Origin of the sequence: Jannaschia sp. 2305UL9-9, assembly GCF_041403465.1 — a bacterium.
In the GTDB taxonomy this organism is placed as follows: domain Bacteria; phylum Pseudomonadota; class Alphaproteobacteria; order Rhodobacterales; family Rhodobacteraceae; genus Jannaschia.
Window position 1 is genome coordinate 114,115 of the sequence record NZ_JBGEHM010000003.1, and the last position, 22,197, is coordinate 136,311.

Genomic DNA, 22,197 nt, shown 5'->3' on the forward strand with positions numbered 1-22,197 from the left:
GGAGACCTGTCATGAAAGCCTTCCCCATGTTCATCCGCACCACCGGGCGCCGCGTCGTGATCGTGGGCGGCGGCGAGCAGGCAGCGCAGAAGGCCCGCCTTCTGCTGAAATCCGACGCATCTCTCGTCCTCGTAAGCCCTCAGCTGGATCAGGAGCTGGCCGAACTGGTGACGGAAGGGCGTGCAATCCAATGTCGCGACCTGTCCGCCGATGTCTTCGATGATGCCGCCATGGCGTTCGTCGGCACCGGCTGCCCGGGTCTGGATGCGGCGGCGCATGCGCTGGCCAAGGCCGCGCGCTGCCCCGTAAACGTGGTCGATCAACCCGATCTTTGCGACATGACCACACCGGCCATCGTCGACCGCGATCCGATCGTCGTCGCAATCGGCAGCGAAGGCACCGCCCCCGTTCTGACACGCGAGATAAAGACCCAGCTTGAACGCATGTTGCCCCTGTCGCTTGGCGGTCTTGCGGCACTGGCCGGCCGGTTGCGGCCCAGCGTTGCGCGCAACGTCCCGCGCGCGGGGCGCCGCGCCTTCTGGGCCTGGGTCTTCAAGGGGGCACCCCGCGACATCTGGGTGCGCGGCGCGGAACGTGACGCGGCGCGGGCGATCAAGACCGCCATCGCCACGGGTGGCGCGCCAACGCGCGTTGACAAATGCGGGCACATCGCACTGGTCGGGGCGGGTCCGGGTGCGCGCGATCTGTTGACCCTGCGTGCGGTTGAACGCCTGCAGGAAGCGGATGTGATCTTCTACGACCGGCTCGTCGACCCGGATGTCTTGGAGCTTGCGCGGCGGGATGCCGAGCGGGTGTTCGTGGGCAAGCATGTCGGGGCAAATGCATGGCCGCAGGATCGCATCAACGACGTGATCGTGGCTGCCGCCCGCAAGGGACAGCGCGTCGTCCGTCTGAAATCCGGCGATCCGGGCATCTTCGGCCGCGCAACCGAGGAGATCGAGGCCGCCCGCGCGGCGTCCATTCCGGTCGAGATCGTGCCGGGTATCACGGCTGCCTCCGCAGCCGGGGCCAGCCTGTCACGCAGCCTGACGGAACGCGGTGTGGCCAACACGCTGGTGTTGTCCACGGGCACGGGCCATGCGGGCGACCCCCTGCCCGACAGCACGCGCCATTGCGGCCCGGGAACGACGACCGTGTTCTACATGTCGGTCCGTCAGGCCGGGCGCCTTGCAACGCAGTTGATGAATCAGGGTCTGCCACCGACCAGTCCGGTCGACATCTGCGTCGAGGTCTCGAAACCGGGGCAACGTCACGTCGCCGCCACGGTGGAAACCATGGCCGATCGGATCGCCGCGTCGCAGATTGCAGGCTGTGCCGTCCTGCTGGTGACATGGCCCGCGCATCATGCGGCGGTCAATCCAGCCGCTGCACCCATGTCCGAAGCGACGGTTCAGAGTGTGCCAAGCCTGCGCCTGATGCCCGCCTGACGGCGGACAAAAGGGTCACTGGCCACTTACCGAAGGCGCCGGCGGATACCCGCACCGATCGCATCGACGACCGTGACCGCGGCAAGCACCACGAGGAGAAGCGCCGATACCTGCGCGTAGTCGAGGATGCGCAGCGCCCCGATGAGGTCGGTTCCGATGCCGCCCGCGCCGACCATGCCCATCACGGTCGACGCGCGGAAATTGTATTCCCAACGATAGATGGACATGTCCACGAGGCGCGGAAAGACCTGCGGCATGATGCCGTGCGAAACGACTTGCAAGGGTGCCGCCCCGGCGGCCTGTACGGCTTCGATCGGTCCCGTATCGGCGTGTTCGACGGCCTCGGCTAAGAACTTGCCCAGCATGCCGATCGAATGGAGGCCAAGAGCCAAGACGCCGGGAAGCATCCCGAACCCCACCGCGGCCACGAACACGATCCCGAGGATCAGTTCCGGCAAGGCGCGCAGGACGTTCAGGATAAGGCGGGCCGTGCCATATGTAATCGTGCCCGGTGCGGTGTCGCGCGCCGCCAGCAAGCCAAGCGGAACGGCGGCCGCTAGGGCCAGTGCTGTGCCGGCAACCGACATCGCCAAGGTCTCTACCAGCGGCCATATCCACGCCCGCCAGCGGGAAAAGTCAGGCGGAACCATTTCTGACAGCAACGTGCCGATCGCAGGCACGCCCCCCGCAAGGCGTGCGCCGTCGAAAAAGCCGGTGATCGCAAGACAGACCGCGACCGCCCCGACACCTGCAAGCGCGGTCAATCCCTTGCGCCGCCGACGCCTGCGGTCGGCCGCGAGGATGGCGTCGGCGTTCAGGCTCACTCGTCCAGCACGGTTTTCCGGATGTCGCGGATGATGTCGTAGTCAGCATCCGTAATCGGTGCGAACCGTTCGGCCTTGAACGGACCAAGCACCGCATCACCCGTCTCCGTTCCCTGTGCGAGGCCGAGGAAGGCCGCGCGAATGCCATCCCGCAGCCCCGTCGTCAGATCGGTCCGCATCACCCAAGGATATTGCGGCAGGTCTGCGGTGGTGTGAATGACCGCGACGCGCGTTGCATCGATGACACCCCGATCGATCAGGCTTTCGAAGATCGGCTCGCTCAGCCCCCCTGCTGCTGCATTGCCAAGCTCCACGTTGCGGGCGACCGCATCATGCGCCCCGGTGAACCGTGCCTCGTAATCGACACCCGCGACCGCACCCTCCAGCAGGAGCGCGTGGCGCGGTGCATAGTGGCTGGAGGTCGAGGCGGGATCACCGAAGGCGACATCCACCCCCGAGCCGACCAGATCGGCAACCGACACAATCCCGGATCCGGTCCCGGCGATGACAACCGAACGGTAGGTCGTGCTACCATCCGTCACGCGGGCCGCGAAGGGTTCGATATCGAGGTCGCCGCCCGCCATCCGTTCCTTGGCGATCGTGTAGGACACGGGTCCGAAATAGGCGACGTCGATGCGGCCGAAGCGCATCGCCTCGATCATCGAGGAATAGTCGGTCGTCACGATCATCTCGATGTCACGCCCGATCTCGGCCTCGAGATGGGCGGCAAGGGGGGCGTTGTCCTGAATGACGGTGGCCGCGTCCTCGTCCGGCAACAGCGCGACGCGCAGGACGTCCGGATCGTGCGTGCCCTGCGCCTGAACGGCACCGGCAAGAACGGCAAAGGCAAAAGCGACAGTCTTGAGCATGACGAGAGGTTCCTATTGGGAGGCAATGCTGCCGTAGATGCGGGCAATGTCGGACGCCATGAGCGCCGCAGGCGGTCCGTCGAATACGATGCGACCACTGTCAAGCCCGACGATGCGATCAGCGATACCGCGTGCCGCCTCCAGCTGATGCAGGCTTGCGACTGCCGGAATTCCATCCTCGTGACAGATCCTGCGCAGCAGGCGCAGCACATGTTCCGCCGAAGTCGGGTCGAGCGATGCAATCGGCTCATCCGCGAGGATCGCGTGCGGCTGCTGCGCCAGGGCGCGCGCGATGCCGACGCGTTGCTGCTGTCCTCCGGACAGGGCGCTGCAACGGGCCAGCGCCTTGTCCGCCAACCCGACCCGGTCGAGACAGGCAATCGCGATCTTTCGGTCCGCCGCAGGTAGGCCCCAGATCGTACGCCACGCGGGATGATGGCCAAGCCTGCCCATTTCGACGTTCTTCAGCGCGGACAGCCGCGGGATCAGGTGATGCTGTTGAAAGATCATGGCGGTCCGCCGACGATGGTCGCGAATGGCGCGCGCACTGGCAAGCGGTGTCGATGTCCCGTCCGCAGCCCATTCCACGGTGCCTTCGGTCGGCATGACCAACAGGTTCAGCATCCGCAACAGCGTGGATTTTCCCGCGCCTGACGGCCCCAGAAGAATACAGAACTCGCCTGCCCGAAAGCTCAGATCGGACGGGTGCAACCCCACGGTTCCATCGCCATAGGTCGCGCCGCCCCCCACGAGACGCAAGGTTGACGCGGGTCGGCCTTCGTTGGCGGACTTCATGGATTGAAACGAATTGCGACGTCTTTCATTCCGCCTCCGTCGCATGGTTGCGCGTGCTGGGAAAGGCGATCCGCACGGATCAGGTGATGGGGGGGCGGCCCGCGTCCCGAATGTGCCTGCAGATCGTTCGACCGGCACGCATGCGCGCATGTTGCGCACAATATCGGCGCGGATCGATGGTCCGTTCCTGCCGGGCCGGCCGGTTCTTACCCAAGTTCGAGACTGGTCACCGCGAACAGGACCGGTGGCGCGATACCCGGCGCGACGGTTCCGCCTGCGTACATCCGTGCGGTCTCGAACGAGGGCTCGAACCCTTCGCGGCGCAGCATCTCGCCGAAACCTTCAGCCCCGCCGGGGACATCGATCGACAAGGGACCCGGCGTGTATGCGGCCGCAGCCCCCAGGAGGGCCATCGCAGATGTCCGGTCCGGCGCGATCAGGGGGCCGATCTTCGCGCCCTCACGGCAGCGCCTGATCGTGACGGCCCCGGTGGGCATGTCATCCACATATTGCACGAACGTCTGACGGCCGTGCGCGCCCGCGAACCACGCGCGCATGTAGGCGGGTTTCAGGCGGCCCGATGCCTTCGCTTCGAGCGCAACGAGGACCGGGATATCCCGGTCGCTGGCCCGGCGGATATCGCCCGCGGACAATGGCGCGAGGCTGCCGACATGGCGCACCGTCTTTCCTTCCGGGCGAAATCCGGACCTTGCATAGTTGTCCTGTTGGGCAGGAACGCCGTCGAGGCCGACGATGCGCTTGCCCGCATGGGCCATCGCATGTTGCCAAAGGCTCAGACCGGCGCCCTGCCCGCGGTGGGAAGGCCGACAGATATAAAGGCCAAGGAACGCGTAATCCTCGTCGTGACGCACGACCGATATGGCGGCAACGGGCGTGCCGTCTTCCTCGGCCACGAAAAAGCCCTCCGGATCGGCGGCCCAGAAGGCGTCTGCGTCGTCCAGACCGGGGTTCCAGCCCTCTGCGGCCGCCCAATCGAGCACGGTATCGAGTTCGCTCCGCAGCATGGACCGGCAGCGGATCATTCGCCCAGCGCCTCACGCAGGGATCGCGGCGGTGGGGTCTGATCGCGCAGGTCAAGTTGCGACAGCAGGTCCACGAGATGGCCTTTCATCAGTTCCGATGCCTCGGCGGCGTCGCGTTGGCGGAAAGCGTCGAGCAATGCGTGATGCGCGTGGCTTTCGCACAGTGCGCTGCGTCGCCGCCAGTAGAGCGCGATCACGAGGGATGAGCGCGAGATCAGCTGCCGGATGAAGGCCTCGATGGTCGCCTGGTCGGCGATGCGCGCGATCTCGATGTGGAACTGGCCCGACAGGCGCAGGGCCTGCCCGGTATCCCCCGCGTCGAGCGCCGCATGTTCGGCCTCGATATGGGTTTCCAGCGCGGCGAGGTCGCACGATGTGATGCGCACGGCGGCCGCAGCGGCTGTCGTCGGCTCCAACAAAGCGCGCGCCTCGAAGACTTCGCGCGCATCGATCACCGAGGGCTGGGTGACGAAGGCGCCACGGTTGCGTTCGAGGGTCACGAGCCCCTCCTGCGCCAGAATGCGCAGGGCCTGACGCACGATCGTCCGCCCGACGCCGAACGTATCGCCGACCTCGTCTTCGGCCAGCTTCATGCCCGGCAGGACACGATGCTCATGCAGGGCCTCGGTCAGGCGATTGGCGATCCTTTCGGGCGTGAAGGACGCGGGGGCGGCACTTGTTTCGGTCACGAAATTCTCCGGTTCTACCCTGTCCTGTCAGGTCGGAGGATTCGCGACAAGGGGGACAGAAAGGCGCAGCACATCACGGACCAGATCGTATACGATCCGGGTTTAATTCGTGTGCGAAGGAGGCATTGCCTGCGGAAAGATCAGGCAATCCCTGCCGCCGTCGAACCGGGAACCGCCTCGGTGCTTGGCAAGTCATCACACTCGGCAAAGCGTCGAAGGCGACTGCTGGGGGAACACCGTGCGATCCAAACATGATCTCGAACTTGTCGGCCTGACCAAACGCTATGGCGATACGGTGGCCGTCGATGCCATCAACCACCTGTTTCGCGCAGGCAGCTATACCTGTCTGCTGGGCCCGTCGGGCTGTGGCAAGTCGTCGACCCTGCGCATGATCGCGGGGCACGAGGCCGTCAGCGACGGGTCGATCCTGCTGTCGGGCCGGGATGTGTCATCGCTGGCACCCGCTGCGCGCGGCACCGCAATGATGTTCCAGAGCTACGCGTTGTTTCCGCACCTGAACGCGCGTGACAACGTCGCCTTCAGCCAGCGCATGAAGGGTGTCGACAAGGCGGCCCGCACCGCGCGTGCGGACGAGTTGCTGGAGCTCGTGGACATGGCCGCCTACGCGGACCGCCTGCCTGCACAGCTGTCGGGCGGACAGCAACAGCGCGTCGCGCTGGCGCGTGCGCTGATTACCGAGCCCGAGGTCCTGCTTCTGGATGAGCCGCTGTCGGCGCTCGACCCCTTCCTGCGGACCCGGATGCGCGCCGAGCTGAAACAGCTGCAACGCAGGTTGGGCATCGCCTTCGTCCACGTCACCCATGGACAGGACGAGGCGTTGGCCCTCGCGGACGAGATCGTCGTCATGAACAACGCGCGCATCGAACAGGCGGGCCCGGCGCGCGCCGTGTTCGAGGCACCGCGCACCGCTTTCGTCGCCCGTTTCCTCGGCGCGCACAACGTCATCGACCTGCCCGGCGGTCAGGTCGCCGTGCGGTCCGACGAGATGGTTCTGGCCGAGCCGGGCGCCGGGCGCCTCGATGGCCATGTCACCGCCGTCGAGTACCAGGGCACCCATGTCGCGTTGACCGCGACGCTCGCACAGGGCGCGGAGGTCACGGCGCTGATGACGGACAAGGACTTCTTCGGCGCGCCGAAGGAGCCGGGCGAGGCCGTGGGCCTCGGCTGGCAGGACGGAGTGGCGCATCCGCTGCTCGCCTGAAGATCGCAACGACGACACAACCAACGACGGGGAAAAGACATGACGACGATTTCAAAGGTGCGCTACTCGCGCCGCTCGATTCTGAAGACAGGTGCTGCTGCGATCGGGGCCTCCACCCTCGCCGCGCCGATGGTCTGGGGCCAGGAAACCAAGGACATCACCCTGCGCCAGTTCGGCACGGGCGTGTCGAACCTGAACGACGTGGCCACCAAGGTGAAGGAAGACCTCGGCTTCAACCTCGAGATGACGGCGCTCGACTCGGATTCGGTCACGCAGCGCGCGGCGACCCAGCCCGACAGCTTCGACATCGCCGACATCGAATACTGGATCTGCAAGAAGGTCTGGCCGACGGGTAACCTGCAGGCGATGGATACCTCCAAGATCGCCAACTACGACAAGATCGTGGGCATCTTCCGAAATGGCAAGCTGACCCCGGACAGCACCATCGCACAGGGCACCGCACCACACACCGTGGGCTTTGTCGAAGGCCCCGGCGGCACGACCTTCGTCGACAACGAATCCGGCTGGATGACCCTGATCCCGACGATCTACAACGCCGACACGCTGGGCATCCGCCCGGACCTGATCGACGTGCCCGTCACCAATTGGCGGCAGCTGCTGGACCCGATGTTCCAGGGCAAGGCCTCGATCCTCGACATCTCGTCGATCGGCATCATGGACATGGCGATGGTCTGCGAGTCGCTGGGCGAGATCACCTATGGCGACAAGGGCAACATGACCCGCGAGGAGATCGACAAGACCTTCGCGATCTTCACCGAGGCCAAGCGCAACGGCCAGTTCCGCGCCTTCTGGAAGTCCTTCGACGAGAGCGTCAACCTGATGGCCTCGGGCGAAGTCGTGATCCAGTCGATGTGGTCGCCCGCGATCACGGCCGTCAAGTCGCGCGGCATTCCCTGCGTCTACCAGCCGCTGGAAGAAGGCTATCGCAGCTGGGGCGGCGGTCTGGGCCTGTCGTCCAACCTGTCGGGCATGGAGCTGGACGCCGCATATGAATACATCAACTGGTATCTCTCCGGTTGGGTTGGCGGCTACCTGATGCGTCAGGGGTATTACTCGGCCGTGCCCGAGACCTCCAAGGCGTTCATGTCCGAGAACGAGTGGGGCTACTGGTTCGAAGGCAAGGAAGCCACCGACGTCATCACCTCGCCCACGGGCGATGCCCTGGCCCAGGCCGGCGAGACCCGCGACGGCGGCTCCTTCGAGGAACGCATGGGCGCCGTGGCCTGCTGGAACGCGGTCATGGACGAGAACCAGTACATGGTTCGCAAGTGGAACGAGTTCATCGCCGCCTGAGGCACATGAACCCAGTGCGCGCCGGATACGCGGCGCGCACCCTTTTGCCGGGGACGCAATGACAGATCAGACAACCCTTTCCGCCCCGCTGGCACCACCCGCGCGAAGCGACCGCCGTGCATTGGGTCGCAACCTGACCGGCTGGTTGATGGCATCACCGCTGGTCCTCGTGCTTGCCGTCTTCCTCGTCCTGCCGATCGTGACAATCGTGGTGGTCAGTTTCTGGGGCGCGACCGAATTTTCGATCTATCCCGCCTTCCTGTTCGACAACTACGCCTTCCTGCTGACCTCGGATGTCACGTGGCGCGTTTTCGGCAACACCTTCAAATATGCCGCGATCACCTGGGTCTGCACGCTTCTGATCGGCTTTACCGTCGCCTATTACCTCGCCTTCCACATCCGCAGCCTGACATGGCAGATCGTCCTGTTCCTGCTGTGCACCATCCCCTTCCTGACCTCGAACATCATCCGCATGATCAGCTGGATTCCGTTCCTCGGACGCGAGGGGATCGCGAATTCGGCCCTGTTGTCATGGGGGGTCATCGACGCGCCGCTGGACTGGCTGCTGTTCTCCGACTTCAGCGTGATCCTTGCCTTCGTCCATCTCTACACGCTGTTCATGGTGGTCCCGATCTTCAACACGATGATGCGGATCGACCGATCCCTGATCGAGGCGGCGACGGATGCCGGGGCGAGCGGCTGGCAGACCCTGTGGCATGTCATCGTCCCGCTGACCAAGCCGGGCATCATGATCGGGACGATCTTCGTCGTCACCCTCGTGATGGGGGACTTCATCACCGTGCGGTTCATGTCCGGGTCGCAGTCGGCCAACGTGGGACGCCTGATTTCCAACGACATCAGCCTGCTGCAATACCCATCGGCCAGTGCCACCGCCGTTGTCCTGTTGATGACTGTGCTGATCGTCATCGGGGTTCTGCTGCGCTTCGTCGACATCCGAAAGGAGCTTTGACATGGAACGCCGCCCCCGATCCTTTTACGCCCTGACAGTCTTCTTCGTGCTGTTTCTCGTGTTCCTCTATGGCCCGACCGTGACCATCGGCATCCTGTCCTTTCAAGGGCCGCAGGGTGGCCTGACCTTCCCGATGCGCGGCACCTCGCTGCACTGGTTCCGCGACCTTTTCGAACAACAGGCCGTGGGCGACATCTGGGGCTCGTTCCGCCGATCGCTGGCCCTTGGACTGATGGTGATGATCACCACCGTCGTCGTGTCGGTCATGGGGGGGCTGGCCTTCCGCAAGCGTTTTGCCGGGTCGGGGGTGCTCTTCTACCTGATCATCACGGCACTGGTGATCCCCTCGATCCTGATCTCCCTCGGGGTTGGTCTGCTGTTCAATCAGGCCGGGGTTCCTGTGCATTGGGCGACCTCCGGCTATGGATCGCAACTGACGTGGACGCTGCCGTTCGGCCTTCTGATCATGTTCGCCGTCTTCAACCGCTTCGACGCGGCCTTCGAGGAGGCCGCCCGCGATCTGGGCGCATCACCATGGCAGACAATCCGGCATGTCGTCCTGCCGATCATCGCGCCCTCGCTGATCGGCGTCGCGTTGTTCGGCTTCACGCTCAGCTATGACGAGTTCGCGCGCACCCTGCTGACCGCAGGCAGCTACAACACCCTGCCACTGGAAATCTTCGGGATGACGACGAACGTGACGACACCCGTCATCTTCGCGCTTGGGACGTTGACGACGGTGTTCTCGCTTCTGGTGATCGCTGTGTTCCTTGTCATCGTCTGGACCATGGGCCGTCGTCGGGCGCGCATCGGGTCCGACGCAGGCAGGGAAGCTGTCTGACCGCGCATGTCCGTCGTCCTCATCAACCCGAACAGCACGGTCGCGATGACGCGGACGATGCTGGCCGCCGCCCGTGCCGCAGCGCCCGGTCAGACCATCGAAGGCTGGACCTCGCACGGCGCCCCCCCCGCAATACAGGGCCCCGAGGACGGAGCCGCCGCAGAGGGCCCCCTGCTCGATCTCGTGCGCAAGGCCGTTGATCAGGATGCGGATGCCATCATCATCGGATGCTTCGATGACACGGCCTTGATGGCTGCACAGCGCCTCGCCCCCTGCCCGGTGATCGGGATCGGCCAGGCTGCGTTTCATGCCTGTGCGATGCGCGGCTGGCGGTTCGGGGTCGTCACGACCTTGCCTGTTTCCGTCCCCATCATCGAAGGCAACATCGCGGCCTATGGTCTGAGCGGTGCCTGCGCGCGGGTGCGGGCCTCGGACGTTCCGGTTCTCGACCTTGAACACTACCCGGAACGTGCGGCCGCGACGATCACGGCAGAGGCGCAGATAGCCGTCAGAGAGGACGGGATCGATGCGATCGTCCTCGGCTGTGCAGGAATGACCCGGATCACGGAAACCCTGCGGTCGACCTTGCCGGTGCGTATCGTCGACCCCATCGAGGCCGCGATTACCTGCATTCCGTGGCTTGTCGGTCAGGGATAGCGCGAAGGTCGCGTGAATTTGCAGATCACTTTCCGACGGCTTGGCCGTGGGTCGGAAAAGGCGCCGTGCCAGGTGCCGAACGGTAATCCGTTTTGCCCGATAAGGTCGCGCTTTGACCCGTAATCGGTCAAGCCGAGGTGGGTGGTATTGCGACGGCACCGTGATCGCCAAGGCGACTTTGCGTGCCGATCATCGTCGGTCCGAACCGGTTTCGCAGCGGGGGCATGCTGCCGCAGGGGTCGCCCCTCCCTGCCGCAACGTACGGAACCCTTCATGCATACCACGGGTTACTCCTTCAGGACCGGATCAACTCGGAGACATTTCCCGTGCAAACTCATCTGACGATCAACGGCACGCAGCAACGTTTGGAACTTGATCCAAGGACCACCCTGCTCGACGCCTTGCGCCATCATCTCGGGCTGACCGGCAGCAAGAAGGGATGTGATCACGGGCAATGCGGCGCGTGCACCGTCATGGTGAACGGGCGGCGCATCAATTCCTGCCTGACGCTTGCCTGTATGCATGATGGCGACGAGGTGACCACGATCGAGGGGATCGGCCAGCCCGGCAATCTCAGCGACCTGCAGGAAGCCTTCGTCAGCGAAGATGGTTTTCAGTGCGGCTATTGCACGCCGGGACAGATCTGTTCGGCCACCGCCATGCTGGACGAAGTTCGAAGCGGCTGGCCAAGCCATGTGACGGACGATCTGACCGGTGATGCGGCCCTGACGACCGAGGAGATATCGGAGCGCATGAGCGGCAATCTGTGCCGGTGTGCAGCCTATCCCAATATCGTCGAGGCGATCCGCAAGGCCGCGGAGAAAACCGCATGAGACCCTTCGAGTATACCCGCGCCCAAAGCACCGAAACCGCGACACGGGATGCAGCGGGCGGTGCCATGTTCATCGCAGGCGGCACCAACCTGCTCGACCTGATGAAGCTGGAGGTCATGGCCCCGGCCGAACTGGTCGATATCAACCGGCTGGAACTGGACCGGATAGAGGAAACCGAGGACGGCGGCCTGCGGATCGGTGCCTTGGTGACCAACAGCGACCTTGCCAATGACACACGCGTCCGCCGCGACTGGCCGGTGCTCAGCCGCGCGCTGCTTGCCGGTGCAAGCGGTCAGCTCCGCAACAAGGCGACCACCGGGGGCAACCTGCTGCAACGGACGAGGTGCCTGTATTTTTATGACCGCGCCATGGCCTGCAACAAGCGCGAGCCGGGCAGCGGGTGTTCCGCGCGCGAGGGCTTTAACCGCATCCTCGCCATTCTGGGCACATCGGAGCATTGCATCGCGACGCACCCCAGCGACATGGCCGTCGCAATGCGCGCGCTCGACGCCGTCGTCGAGACGGTAAAGGACGACGGGTCCACTCGACGGCTGAACCTTGACGACCTCTATCTTCTGCCGGGCGACCGCCCTGACCGTGAAACCGTTCTGGAACCCGGTGAATTGATCACAGCCGTCGTCCTGCCGGCGCCCGTGGCCGGGCGTCAGACCTATCGCAAGGTGCGAGACCGGGCCTCCTATGCCTTTGCCCTCGTGTCGGTGGCCGGGGTCGTTGCGATGGAAGATGGCCGCATCACACGGGCCGACCTCGCCTTCGGCGGCGTGGCCCCAAAGCCGTGGCGCGATCCGCAGGTCGAAGCCCTTCTGGTCGGCCAGACACCGTCGGAGGCGCTCTTCGAGAAAGCCGCCGATCAGCTTCTGGCCGAGGCCGAGGGTTTCGGGGCCAATGACTTCAAACTCCCGCTCACGCGCCGGACGCTCGTGTCGGTGCTTACGGAATTGACGCAGGAGGCCCGGACATGACCGAACATTTCAAGATGGATGCCCCCGCCACCGACCGGCGGCTGGACGACATGGCGCAGGGTCTTGTCGGCGCACCGCTGGACCGGCCCGAGGGACCGTTGAAGGTCACGGGCACCGCGACCTATGCCAACGAATGGCAGGTCGAGGGCATGGTTCACGGGGTCATGGTCCGCGCGCCCGGCAACAGCGGTCGGGTCGTCCTGTCCAACCGCAACGATGTGGCGAAGATGCCCGGTGTTTTGTCCGTGATTCAGGACGACCGCCTTCTGCGCAACCCCGCGCAGGGAACGGCGAACAAGGCACCGATCCAGGGCCCGCAGCAGGCCGCCTATCTAGGGCAGCTGGTCGCGGTTGTCGTTGCCGAGACCTTCGAACAGGCCCGCCATGCGGCGCAGTCGCTGATGGTGCGGCTCGAAGACGGCGAGGTCAGGCCCGTCGATCCGGCCACCGCCGCCGTGGAGCCGCAGGACGATCAGACATTGGATCAGGGCGATCTCGATGCCGCCATGAAGGACGCCACCCACAGCGTCGACGAGGTCTATACCACCCCGTCGCACTCCAGCTCTCCGATGGAGCCGCATGCGTCGATCGCTTCGTGGGAGGGTGATGACCTGACCCTGCGCGGCAGCTATCAGATGCTGAAATACAACCGCAACGAACTTGCGGATTCGCTGGGCATCCACCCGGACCGGGTGCGCATTCTGTCGCCCTACGTCGGAGGTGGTTTCGGCTCCAAGCTGGGTCTGGCGCCCGAGGCCGTTGCCGCCGCCATCGCCGCGCAGGAACTTGGCCGCCCCGTATCGGTCGCCCTGCAACGCCCGCAGGTCTACGAGGCGACGATGCGCCGCTCGGAAACCCGCCAGAGGATCCGCCTGGCCGCCGATGCAGACGGCCGCCTGAGCGGTTTCGGTCACGATGCCCGGGTGTCGAACCTGCCTGGAGAGGTCTTTGCCGAGCCGGTCCTGCAGGCGTCGCATTTCCTCTATGCCGGAAAGAACCGTCAGATGTCGCTGGACCTTGCCCGCCTGCATCGCCTTTGCGCCGGTTCCGTCCGCGCACCGGGCGAGGCTGTCGGTGTGACCGTGGTGGAAAACGCGATGGACGAGCTGGCGCAAAAGGTCGGGATAGACCCCGTCGAACTGCGTTTGCGCAACATTCCCGAAACGGACCCGGAAAGCGGCAAGGAATTTTCCTCGCGCCGTTTTCGCGAGGCGCTGGAAAGCGGGGCACGCGCCTTTGGCTGGGCTGACCGTCCGGGTCTGAAGGAACGCCGCGAAGGCGAATGGCTGGTCGGGTATGGCATGGCCTCTGCTGCGCGCATCAATGCCCTGATGGAAAGTCAGGCGCGCGTCACCCTGCAACCGGACGGCCGGGCGCGGGTCGAGACGGACATGACCGACATCGGCACCGGCACCTATGCGATCCTCGGTCAGATTGCGGGCGAGATGCTTGGGCTACCACGGGATCGGGTCGATGTCGTACTGGGCGATACCACCCTGCCCCCGGCCGCAGGATCCGGTGGATCCTGGGGCGCATCGTCCAGCGGGACATCGGTCTACGTCGCCTGTCAGGCAATCCGCCGACAGTTGGCTGATCGGCTGGATGTGGACGAGAAGGACCTGCTGTTGAAAGACGGCCGCGTCACCTTTGACAATCAGACAAAGGCGTTGGGCGATGTGTTGCAGGGCGACGAGATCGCGAAACTGGGCCATGTAGAACCCGGCGATACGTCCACGGCCGTGCGTCAGGCCACGTTCGGCGCCTATTTCGCCGAAGTCGCCGTCCACGCCGCCTCCGGCGAAACACGCGTGCGCCGCATGCACGGCAGTTTTGCGGCAGGGCGGATCCTGAATGCCAAGACCGCGCGGTCGCAGTGCCTGGGCGGAATGACCTTTGGCATCGGGATCGCGTTGACCGAGGAGATCGCCTTCGATCCGCGCGACGGCCATGTGGCGAACCACAACCTGGCCGAGTATCACATCCCGGTAAACGCCGACGTGCCACAATTGACCGTCGAACTTCTGGAGGAACGCGACGACTGGGCGAGCCCCCTGCAGGCGAAGGGAATTGGCGAGCTTGGCATCTGTGGAGCGGCGGCCGCAATCACGAACGCGATCTACAACGCGACCGGCGTGCGTGTTCGCGACTATCCGGCGACCTTGGACAAGGTCATCGCCGGGTTGTGACGATGACAGGCGGGCCGCCGGTCAGATGGCCCGCCGTTGCACCACCAGCGCGGATGATCGATGCATCGTGATTATGGGGATGTCGGGGACGTAGCCTGTCGCCCCGTGATACAGAACCGGGCCGTCGACCTTTGCGACGACCCGGTAAATCTGCGATCCGACCGTTTGGATAGGCTGCACCATCCGGTGCAGCATCATGTGTTCACGGCAGCAGGACCGAGGGCAACCATGTTGCGATTGGCGGGACATAGGACACCAGCAGCAGCACGATGATATTGGTGGCGATGAACGGCAGAATGGCAATCACCACCGGTGTCAGCGGCTGACGTGCAATACCCGCACAGACGAAGAGGCAGACACCGAGGGGCGGTGTGGTCAGGCCAATCATCAGGTTGAGCACCGCAAAGGTTGCAAAGTGCAGCGGGTCGATCCCGACAGTCGTCGCAAGCGTGAGCAGTGGCACGAACAGGATGATCAGCGCCGCGATGGTTTCCATGAACATGCCCACGAGCAACAGCAGGATGTTGATGATCAGGATCACGACGAACTTGTTGTCCGTGAAGGACAACACGGCCGTGGCGATCATCTGGGGAATGCGCTCGGACACGAGGATCCAGCCGAACACGTTGGCGAAGCCGACAAGTACAAGGATCCCGGACGCGGCCACCGCACTCTCGACGACGATTTTGGGGATCTTGCGCAGAGGCAGTTCCCTGTAGACGAAAAGCCCGATGACGACCGCATAGATGCTTGCGATGATGGCGGTTTCCGTCGGCGTGGCGATGCCGCTCAACAGGCCGTAAAGGATCAGCCCGGTCATTGCCAACGCCCAGAAGGCACCGGCGAAGGAACGGCCGATTTCCGCGACGCCTTGCCATTCCTGCTTCGGAAAGTTCTTCTTCCTCGCGATCAGGTAGGTGGTCACCATCATGGCCACACCCATCAGGATACCGGGAATCGCCCCGGCAAGGAACATCTTGCCGACCGATATGCCGGACAATGCCCCGACGATGATCATCGGCACGCTGGGCGGAATGATCGGCCCGACGGTCGATGACGCAGCCGTAACGGCCGCGGAGAAGTCAGCGGGGTATCCCGCCTTCTTCATGCCGGGGATCATCACGCCGCCGATCGAGGCGGCATCTGCAACGGCCGTTCCGGTAATGCCGCCGAAAAGCATGGACGCGCCGACGTTGGTCAGGCCAAGCCCGCCCCGGATCCAGCCGACGAGGCCATTCGCAAAGCGAATGATGCGTTCCGTGATCCCGCCCTGGTTCATCAGGTTGCCGGCCAGAATGAAGCCCGGAATGCTGAGCAGAACGAAAACATCCATACCGGCATACATCTTCTGCGGCATGACGACGGCAGGGATGCCCATGTACAGCAGGTAGCTGAGCGAACTCAGGCCAAGGGTGATCGCAACGGGTATGCCTACGACAAGACCGAAGACGAAAACAGTAACGAGGATAAAGAGACCCATCTTAGATGTCCGTTCTGTTTTCAGGTTGCCCGTCATCCGAATAGAAAACCATCGCGACAATCCGCATCAATGCGAACAGGGCGATCCCGATCAGAAGGGCGAACACCGAGAAGTGTATGTAGTCCATCCGCAACCGAAGTGCGGCAGAGGTTTGAAGCGCGCCGATGGACACGTATTTCCAAGCTGGCGCGATAAGAAAGACGCAGAGGGCGAATGTCGCGATCGCCGAGAAAAGGCGCAGTCGGCGGGGCCATTGCCCCGGCAGGGATTCACAGACCACGTCCACGTTCACGAGATCGCCGGAGCGGAGCGAAAGCCCGGCACCGAAGGTCACGGTGAAAAGCATCGCAAACCTGGTCAGTTCCTCCGTCCAGACGGGTGACGAACTGAACGTTCTGCCAAGGACCTGGATGAGGACGGCCACGATCAAGGTCAGGAACGCTATGCCCACCCCGATACTGCAGATCGTCACGATGATGTTTTCGATGCGTTTCATTCTATTGCCCTGTTACGATCAGGAAGCCACCGATCCGGAGGCCGGCAGCTTCCCAAGGGAAATCCTGTCTATGGATCAGTTCGAGAACAGGTCTTCGACGACAGGCCGGATCTCATCGCTCACGTTGGCCAAGACCGCGTCCTTTGCGGCTGTCTGGAATGCTGCGCCGTCAACCTCGACGAACTCCATGCCATTGGCTTCGAGATATTCCTGATCGGCTGCGAGGCTTTCCAGCAGGAGGCCGCGCTCATATTCCTGAGCAGTGGCTGCGGCCTGCATCACCGCGGCCTGATCATCGGCAGAAAGCCTGTTCCAGGTGGATTCAGCGATGGTCAGATAGATCCAGGACCGGACATGTTCAGTCTGGTTCACGTAGCCCTGCACTTCGTTGAAGTTTGCGGAACGGATCAGCGCCAGAGGGTTCTCCTGCCCTTCGATCACGCCACTCTGGAGCGAGGTGAACACTTCGGAGAAGGCCATCGGCGTCGGCGCCGCACCCAGGGCGCTCCAGACATCGACGAAGAGCGGCACGTTCGGCACGCGCATCTTCATGCCGTTCAGATCAGAAGGCGACGCGATCGGACGCTGCGACGTCAGGTTCCGCGGGCCGCGGGCGAAATATGCGATCGGGCGGATCTGCGCCTTCTCGACAACCTGGTCGATGATCTGATCGCCAATGGCACCGGATGCCACTTCGTCCATGTGCTCCAGCGAACGGTACGCATATGGCACGGCCAGCAGTGCAGCCATCGGAGCCCAGTTCTGCAGCGTCTCGCCGGTGATCGTCATGTCGACCGTCCCGAGCTGCATGCCGTTGATCAGGTCGACTTCCTTGCCCAGCGATTCATTCGGGAAAACCTCGACGGCGATACGACCATCCGTCAGCGCATTCAGCTCCTCTCCGAATTTCACTGCGGCCAGATGCCACGAGTTCTGCTCGTTTGCGAGATGGCCCAGCTTCAGGGTCATTTCCTGCGCAAACGCAGATGTTCCTGCAATTGCGGCGACAGCGGTCGCAGCAGCCAGGATTTTAGTCGTCTTCAAGAGCCCCATTGGTATCTCCTCCAGTTGGCAAAAGCTTATCGATCATCCACCCCGCCCAAATCTCCGACAAAGTGCCCAGGGTACAATTGTTGGATTTTCGGCAGGGATTTCAGGATTTCCTTGAGATGGGAACGCATGGCCGCTTCGGCGGCCTCCACGTTTCCGGCTTCGATCATGTCTATGATATGACGGTGCTGGTCGATCAGGGTCTCGATCGGGAATTCGACCCCGGAGAAGAACCTGACGCGATCCATCTGCGCCTTGATGGCCTCGAGATAGGTCCAGGCACCTTCCACGCCTGCGGCCCGCGCCAGCGTCCTGTGAAATTTCTCGTCCTGCTCCATGAACACCGCGGGGTTGTCGCGCGACGTAGCCGCCTGATCTTCCAATTGCGCGCGCAGGTCGCGCACGAGATCACGGTCCCGGTCCCGGGCGAGCGAGCAGATGATATCGGCTTCAACAGCTTCGCGAACGAATTGGCCGTTCAGTACCGCATTCGCATCGATACGTTTCACATAAGTTCCACGCTGCGGTCGTATCTCGACAAGATCTTCATGTTCGAGCGTGATGAACGCTTCCCGGACGGGCTGTCGACTTACTTTATATTCCTTCGCCAGATCCGGCTCGGAAAGCCTGCTCATCGGCTTGAAGTCATTGCGAATGATACGACTGCGAAGGATCAGGCGCAGCTGTGGTGCCACGGCCTTCAGCGGATCGAGCCGCCAGCCCTTCATGTCCTCCACGTCCAAAATCATTCCATCGTCCCCCCACTTTCCGCATACATCCCTACTTCCATACATGTCAACATCATGTTAGTGCGGCATCGCGCCGTCGACACCGATCTCGTCGACGGCGAACAGGATATGCATGGAGGGGGCGCATAGAATGAAGCAGACGTGGCGATGGTTCGGGCCGGCGGACAAGGTTTCTCTGCAAGATATCCGGCAGGCAGGTGCGAAAGGAATCGTGACTGCCTTGCACGAGGTTCCCAACGGCGCGGTCTGGAGCCGCGAGGCCATCCAGACGCGGCAAGCCCTTATCCAGGGCGGATCAGACGGCCCAAGCACGGGGCTTGCGTGGGATGTCGTCGAAAGCCTTCCGGTAACCGAAGACATAAAGCGGCAGACCGGTGATTGGGCGACCCACGTCCAGAACTACAAGACCAGCCTCGAGAATCTCGCGGCCTGTGGAATCGACATCGTCTGCTATAATTTCATGCCGGTTCTCGACTGGACCCGTACGGACCTGCGCCATGAATTGCCCGATGGGGCGCGCTGCATGCGGTTTGACCTGGTCGATTTCGCAGTCTTCGATATTTTCGTACTGAAACGGAAAGGAGCGGACGGCGATTTCGATCAGACCGTCAGAGCAGAAGCAGAACTTCGCTACGCGAAAATGTCGAATGACGACGTCTCAAACCTGGTCAGCAATATCATCTGCGGATTGCCCGGCGCCGAAGAAGGTTATTCAATCGCGTCCTTGCAGGAAGAACTCGACCTATATGCGAAGATCGATGCCGACCGCTTGCGCCAACACCAGATCGATTTCCTGAGCGAGGTGATTCCAGTCGCGGAGCGGCTTGGCATCCGGATGTGCTGTCATCCCGACGACCCGCCCTTCCCGCTTTTGGGTCTGCCGCGCATCATGTCCACCGAAAAGGATTATGCGTCTCTCGTTTCGGCTATCGACTCGCCCTCCAATGGGATCACGCTTTGCAGTGGATCGTTGGGCGTGCGCGAATCCAATGACCTTCCGGGTATGGTTCGGCGCCTTGGATCGAAGATCCATTTTGCCCATTTGCGGAATGTGCGGCGCGAAAGCGAAACTGTCCCGAACAGCTTCCACGAAGCCGCTCACCTCGAAGGGTCGACTGACATGGTCGCCCTCGTTGCGTCGCTTCTGGAGGAAGAAGAGCGCCGCAAAGCCGATAACCGATCCGATTGCGAGATACCCTTTCGCCCCGATCATGGTCAGGACATTCTCAGCGACCTGCAAGCCGATGCGCAGCCGGGCTATCCGGCGGTCGGGCGATTGAAGGGTCTGGCAGAGCTGCGCGGGATCATTGCAGCACAAACCCATGCCGCTTCGCGTTGAGAGAGCTCTTTCAGGGTATTCATAGACTTTGGATGGACACTTCGGGGTTTTGTAAAACCCTGAAACCGTGGGGTCCGCGGGTCACCCTCGTCAGCCGGCAGTCTGGCACCTCGGCAAACCAGCCGGCGCCCTCTCATGCGTCTTGACGAACATGTCCAAGGGCCACTCACTGAAGTGGTCCCATGTTTTCGGACAGTCTTGCAGCGTTTCTAAAGTGTATCGGGTTTAGGTTTCATGCTGCTTTCTGCTCTTCCAGGCCCGCCCAATATGCGTCGTCAGGCGTTTGCCGATCAAGCGCGGAATGGGGCCGCTCTGCGTTGTAGAATGCCATCCAGTTCTTGATGACACGCCGGGCCTGTAAGCCGTCATTGATCTCTTCGAGATAGATCGCTTCCTGCTTCAGGGATCGCCACAATCGCTCGATGAAGATGGTGTCCAGATAGCGTCCGCGTCCATCCATTGAGATGCGCACGCCAGCCTCGGTCAGCGTTGTGATCCAGGCCGATCCCGTGAACTGCGATCCTTGGTCCGTATTCATGATCTCCGGTGTACCGTGTTTGGCAATGGCTTCATTCAATGCGTCTCTGCAAAAGTCTGCGTGCATCGTGTTGCTCAGTCTCCAACTCAGCACCTTGCGCGCAGCCCAATCCATGATCGCGACCAGGTACAGGAAGCCGTTCTTGACCGGCACGAACGTGATATCAGCGCACCAGACCCGATTGGGGCGGTCGATCTGCATGCCTCGAAGCAGATACGGATAGACCGGGTGCTGCGGGTGCGGTTGGCTGGTTCGAGGGCGTTTGTAGATTGCCTCCAAGCCCATCTTCGCCATCAATCGCCTGACGCGATGACGCCCGACTGCTGTGCCCTCTCTTCTTGGATAGGCAGCGATCTGACGACTGCCGAAGAACGGATATTTGGTGAAGACCCGGTCAATCTCTTTCATCATGACCAGCGTAAGGCGGCGCCGGGCAAGGCAAGTGTCAGGGCAGTGGCCAGTCTTGAAAAGATCTGCATTCGTGTTTCTCCTTGTTTCAGTGCTTGGCTTGGTGGAACGAGAGTATGTGATGGCTATCGCCGCAATGCGCGCTCAGCCCTGCTCAGGCCACGTGCCGAAGGGTTGCTTGGTCAGTTCCATGGTGCCGTCATCGGCGCGGTGGATGTTGATCCAGGCGCGCCAGTTTTCGTCGTCCACCTCGGGGGTAATCGAGCCGGAAGTGGCTGCACCGGCTTTCGGTCCGGAACAGCGACGCGCGCAGTTTCATCTCGGCCGACAGGATCATGTTGCGCGTCTCCCATGCCAGACGCAGCTCGTGCGTGTTGGCCGCACGCAACATCGGGTCGTGGTGGTCGCGGAGCTCTTCGATGTAGGCGAGGGGCGCTTTCATCATGGAGGCCTTCTTGATTTATGCGCTCTTTCAACACGGGGCCTTATTCGGGCAATTCGTCGTATTCGATGACGAAGCCCCTGTTGTACCCGGTCGGCATCGCGCGTTCGCTATATTGGGCGACGGTGTCCCAATAGTCGCCCCAGGCAGGCACGGGCACGTTCAACTCGCCCAAGCCCATGACGTTCTGGCGCCCGGCACCATTGGGCTGGGTGTTGTCTCGCGGATCGCGGTCGGTGACGCCGTCGTCGAGGTTCTGAGCCCAGTTGGTGTAGTCCCAGGGCTCGCCCGAGAGCCATTGCCACCCGTTTAGAGACTTCACGGTGTCGGAGACGCGTACACCACCCAGGAACGGGCCGATCTTGATGCGGTAGTGGCTGTCGGGCGTGTAGTCGTCGGGGAACTGCCAGAAATACGCATCGTCATAGACCAGGCTGAAGACAAAGGCGTTTTCTTCCGGCGACGTCAGCGAGGCAAGATAGCCGCCTTCGCTTGTCGCAAGGATGGCGGCCTGCACCTAGCTGACGTTCGTGCTCTCGACCAGAACGACCTCATAGTAGTGCGTGCCGCCTTCGCGGCGCTCGAAGCTCTGGATCGGTTGGCGGACATAGACAACGTCATCCGGCAACGAGGCGAAATCATCGAAGATCGGGTAGTTGACGCTGAACGTTGCGGGGCCAACCCGAACCTCCTGCGGTTGCACGTCGCCTTTCGGCGGTGGCCCGGAGGCATTGCCCGCGCCCGGCTTCGATCCGCCCTGCGGGTACATGCCGGTCTGTGGCATGTCGCTGAGGTCGTAGTAGTTTTCGGCAGGGGTATAGTCCTGCGCAGTGGCCTGCACGGCCAGCATCGCGGTCGAGGCGGCCAGAGTGATCAGAAAGAATTTGCGGGGCATATTCAGCTCCTGCGAATTGGGGGCAAAGCGCGGCAGTCAGTAGATCGCGCGGTGTCAAAGTCGACGGCAAGGGTTTCAAGGACCGCGAGGACGAAGGTTGCGAAACTAAGGTGTGTTACGCGCATT

General features: G+C 62.9%; 22 protein-coding genes and 1 pseudogene. 10 read left to right on the plus strand and 13 right to left on the minus strand.

Annotation, left to right across the window (positions count from 1 at the left end; translation table 11 throughout):
* The first annotated feature begins 11 nt into the window (after positions 1 to 11).
* Positions 12 to 1,448, plus strand: coding sequence for a siroheme synthase CysG (gene cysG / locus V6N07_RS13915; protein WP_371156937.1), 1,437 nt, complete (start codon positions 12 to 14; stop codon positions 1,446 to 1,448).
* A 26-nt stretch (positions 1,449 to 1,474) separates the two neighbouring features.
* On the opposite strand, the gene phnE is transcribed toward cysG, so the two are convergent.
* From phnE to V6N07_RS13940, 5 genes are all read right to left on the minus strand, one after another.
* A complete protein-coding gene (phnE, locus tag V6N07_RS13920; RefSeq protein ID WP_371157226.1) occupies positions 1,475 to 2,266 on the minus strand; it encodes a phosphonate ABC transporter, permease protein PhnE in 792 nt (263 codons plus the stop codon).
* A 2-nt stretch (positions 2,267 to 2,268) separates the two neighbouring features.
* Complete coding sequence (gene phnD, locus V6N07_RS13925) at positions 2,269 to 3,141, minus strand: phosphate/phosphite/phosphonate ABC transporter substrate-binding protein (protein ID WP_371156938.1); 873 nt, start codon at positions 3,139 to 3,141, stop codon at positions 2,269 to 2,271.
* A 12-nt stretch (positions 3,142 to 3,153) separates the two neighbouring features.
* Positions 3,154 to 3,936, minus strand: coding sequence for a phosphonate ABC transporter ATP-binding protein (gene phnC / locus V6N07_RS13930; RefSeq protein ID WP_371156939.1), 783 nt, complete (start codon positions 3,934 to 3,936; stop codon positions 3,154 to 3,156).
* A 206-nt stretch (positions 3,937 to 4,142) separates the two neighbouring features.
* Positions 4,143 to 4,961 carry a GNAT family N-acetyltransferase gene (locus tag V6N07_RS13935; protein WP_371156940.1) on the minus strand — a complete coding sequence of 273 codons (819 nt, stop codon included), beginning with the start codon at positions 4,959 to 4,961 and terminating at the stop codon, positions 4,143 to 4,145.
* 14 nt (positions 4,962 to 4,975) lie between these two features.
* The gene (locus V6N07_RS13940; protein WP_371156941.1) at positions 4,976 to 5,668 is read right to left on the minus strand and encodes a GntR family transcriptional regulator; all 693 of its coding nucleotides are present in this window, start codon (positions 5,666 to 5,668) and stop codon (positions 4,976 to 4,978) included.
* Positions 5,669 to 5,906: 238 nt separating this feature from the next.
* On the opposite strand from V6N07_RS13940, the gene V6N07_RS13945 reads away from it, so the two are divergent.
* The 8 genes from V6N07_RS13945 (at position 5,907) to V6N07_RS13980 (ending at position 14,674) form a co-directional block, all read left to right on the plus strand.
* Positions 5,907 to 6,890, plus strand: coding sequence for an ABC transporter ATP-binding protein (locus V6N07_RS13945; RefSeq protein WP_371156942.1), 984 nt, complete (start codon positions 5,907 to 5,909; stop codon positions 6,888 to 6,890).
* Positions 6,891 to 6,938: 48 nt separating this feature from the next.
* Positions 6,939 to 8,204: a PotD/PotF family extracellular solute-binding protein gene (locus V6N07_RS13950; RefSeq protein WP_371157228.1), complete on the plus strand. Its 1,266-nt coding sequence runs from the start codon at positions 6,939 to 6,941 to the stop codon at positions 8,202 to 8,204.
* Positions 8,205 to 8,352: 148 nt separating this feature from the next.
* Positions 8,353 to 9,174: an ABC transporter permease gene (locus tag V6N07_RS13955; protein ID WP_371157230.1), complete on the plus strand. Its 822-nt coding sequence runs from the start codon at positions 8,353 to 8,355 to the stop codon at positions 9,172 to 9,174.
* A gap of 1 nt (position 9,175) precedes the next feature.
* Positions 9,176 to 10,015 carry an ABC transporter permease gene (locus V6N07_RS13960; protein ID WP_371156943.1) on the plus strand — a complete coding sequence of 280 codons (840 nt, stop codon included), beginning with the start codon at positions 9,176 to 9,178 and terminating at the stop codon, positions 10,013 to 10,015.
* Between the two features lie 6 nt (positions 10,016 to 10,021).
* Positions 10,022 to 10,672, plus strand: a complete 651-nt coding sequence (locus tag V6N07_RS13965) for an aspartate/glutamate racemase family protein (protein ID WP_371156944.1) — start codon at positions 10,022 to 10,024, stop codon at positions 10,670 to 10,672.
* 326 nt (positions 10,673 to 10,998) lie between these two features.
* Complete coding sequence (locus V6N07_RS13970) at positions 10,999 to 11,505, plus strand: 2Fe-2S iron-sulfur cluster-binding protein (RefSeq protein ID WP_371156945.1); 507 nt, start codon at positions 10,999 to 11,001, stop codon at positions 11,503 to 11,505.
* Complete coding sequence (locus V6N07_RS13975) at positions 11,502 to 12,488, plus strand: xanthine dehydrogenase family protein subunit M (RefSeq protein ID WP_371156946.1); 987 nt, start codon at positions 11,502 to 11,504, stop codon at positions 12,486 to 12,488. The genes V6N07_RS13970 and V6N07_RS13975 overlap by 4 nt, the downstream gene beginning before the upstream one ends.
* Positions 12,485 to 14,674: a xanthine dehydrogenase family protein molybdopterin-binding subunit gene (locus tag V6N07_RS13980; RefSeq protein WP_371156947.1), complete on the plus strand. Its 2,190-nt coding sequence runs from the start codon at positions 12,485 to 12,487 to the stop codon at positions 14,672 to 14,674. The genes V6N07_RS13975 and V6N07_RS13980 overlap by 4 nt, the downstream gene beginning before the upstream one ends.
* Before the next feature lie 202 nt (positions 14,675 to 14,876).
* Here V6N07_RS13980 and V6N07_RS13985 read toward each other — a convergent pair whose 3' ends face one another.
* The 4 genes from V6N07_RS13985 to V6N07_RS14000 all read right to left on the minus strand — a co-directional run bounded on the left by V6N07_RS13985 (position 14,877) and on the right by V6N07_RS14000 (position 18,449).
* Complete coding sequence (locus V6N07_RS13985) at positions 14,877 to 16,154, minus strand: TRAP transporter large permease (protein ID WP_371156948.1); 1,278 nt, start codon at positions 16,152 to 16,154, stop codon at positions 14,877 to 14,879.
* A 1-nt stretch (position 16,155) separates the two neighbouring features.
* Positions 16,156 to 16,650 carry a TRAP transporter small permease gene (locus V6N07_RS13990; RefSeq protein WP_371156949.1) on the minus strand — a complete coding sequence of 165 codons (495 nt, stop codon included), beginning with the start codon at positions 16,648 to 16,650 and terminating at the stop codon, positions 16,156 to 16,158.
* A 75-nt stretch (positions 16,651 to 16,725) separates the two neighbouring features.
* Positions 16,726 to 17,703 carry a TRAP transporter substrate-binding protein gene (locus V6N07_RS13995; RefSeq protein ID WP_371156950.1) on the minus strand — a complete coding sequence of 326 codons (978 nt, stop codon included), beginning with the start codon at positions 17,701 to 17,703 and terminating at the stop codon, positions 16,726 to 16,728.
* Between the two features lie 26 nt (positions 17,704 to 17,729).
* The gene (locus V6N07_RS14000) at positions 17,730 to 18,449 is read right to left on the minus strand and encodes a GntR family transcriptional regulator (protein ID WP_371156951.1); all 720 of its coding nucleotides are present in this window, start codon (positions 18,447 to 18,449) and stop codon (positions 17,730 to 17,732) included.
* A gap of 130 nt (positions 18,450 to 18,579) precedes the next feature.
* Between V6N07_RS14000 and uxuA the strand changes: the two genes are divergently transcribed.
* Entirely contained in the window at positions 18,580 to 19,788 is a 1,209-nt protein-coding gene (gene uxuA, locus V6N07_RS14005; RefSeq protein WP_371156952.1) for a mannonate dehydratase, read from the plus strand.
* Between the two features lie 265 nt (positions 19,789 to 20,053).
* Here the strand turns inward: uxuA and V6N07_RS14010 are convergent.
* From V6N07_RS14010 to V6N07_RS14025, 4 genes and pseudogenes are all read right to left on the minus strand, one after another.
* Positions 20,054 to 20,746 (minus strand): annotated as a pseudogene (locus tag V6N07_RS14010) (IS3 family transposase); the annotation flags it as partial.
* Between the two features lie 187 nt (positions 20,747 to 20,933).
* On the minus strand, positions 20,934 to 21,179 hold the full coding sequence (locus V6N07_RS14015; RefSeq protein ID WP_371156953.1) for a hypothetical protein: 246 nt from the start codon (positions 21,177 to 21,179) through the stop codon (positions 20,934 to 20,936).
* A 40-nt stretch (positions 21,180 to 21,219) separates the two neighbouring features.
* A complete protein-coding gene (locus V6N07_RS14020) occupies positions 21,220 to 21,693 on the minus strand; it encodes a hypothetical protein (protein WP_371156954.1) in 474 nt (157 codons plus the stop codon).
* Positions 21,694 to 22,071 carry a hypothetical protein gene (locus V6N07_RS14025; RefSeq protein WP_371156955.1) on the minus strand — a complete coding sequence of 126 codons (378 nt, stop codon included), beginning with the start codon at positions 22,069 to 22,071 and terminating at the stop codon, positions 21,694 to 21,696.
* Positions 22,072 to 22,197 lie beyond the last annotated feature (126 nt).